Raw genomic sequence first — 1086 nt, 5'->3', positions numbered from 1 at the left:
TCCGCATGGGCTTCATCGACGATGTGAAATGGGTACTCGAACGTACTCCCGATGACTGCCAGCTGGCGCTGTTCTCCGCCACCATGCCGCCGGTTATTCGCAAGGTTGCCGACCAGCACCTCAAGCAACCCAAACTGGTTCGCATCGACAATGGCGGCGCCACCACCGGCACCACCATTCGCCAACGCTACTGGCCGGTGGCCGGGCTGAACAAGCTCGACGCCGTATGCCGGATTCTGGAAGCCGAAGAACACGATGCCGTGCTGGTTTTCGTGCGCACCAAGCAGGCCACCCTGGAACTGGCTGAGCAGCTGAACCGTCGCGGCCTGCGTGCCGAAGCCCTGAACGGCGATATTCCCCAGCAGCAGCGGGAAAAAACCGTACAGCGCCTGAAAGACAAGCGTTTTGACCTGCTGATCGCCACCGACGTGGTCGCTCGCGGTCTGGACGTGCCGCGGATCACCCACGTGGTGAACTACGACATGCCCGGCGACCCGGAAGCCTACGTACACCGCATTGGCCGTACCGGCCGTGCCGGTCGCCAGGGTGACGCCATCCTGTTTGTGGCCCGTCGCGAACAACACGTGCTGCGTCAGATCGAGCGCATTACCCGTCAGAGCATCGAAAAGATGGCGCTGCCGTCCGTGGATGACCTGAATGCCAAGCGCATTGCCCGCTTCCAGGAACAGCTGGCCGGGTTCACCTCTGGAGCCAACGTTGATGAAGCCCGCGCGCTGGTCAACCAGCTGCGTGACGCCATGGACATCAGCGACAACGACATGGCGGCCGCCCTGGCCACCATGATGTTCAAGCGTGAGCCGCTGATTCTGAAAGAACCGAAAATGGTGAAAGAGCCGCGCCGTCGCGAATCCGCCCATGCGGGCAGTCGCCGGGAAGGCAACCCTCGCCACCGCAACGACAAGGGTCGCAGCGACAAGACCATGCGCCGCTACCGGATCAAGGTCGGCCACGACCACGGTGTGAAGCCGGGCAACATCGTTGGCGCCATTGCCAACGAAGCCAAACTGCCCAGCCGCCTGATCGGCCCGATCAAGATCCACCAGGACCACAGCACCGTGGAACTGC

Annotated in this window: 1 protein-coding gene; it reads left to right on the top strand. The window is 62.7% G+C overall.

The window, feature by feature from the left end:
* Positions 1 to 1086, top strand: a 1086-nt coding sequence (locus A3754_RS01120) for a helicase-related protein (RefSeq protein WP_063518629.1), incomplete at both ends; no start/stop codon positions are given.

Source organism: Alcanivorax sp. HI0083, from assembly GCF_001635175.1.
Note: the sequence above shows the minus strand (reverse complement) of the source record. Positions and strands in the feature narration are given on the sequence as shown.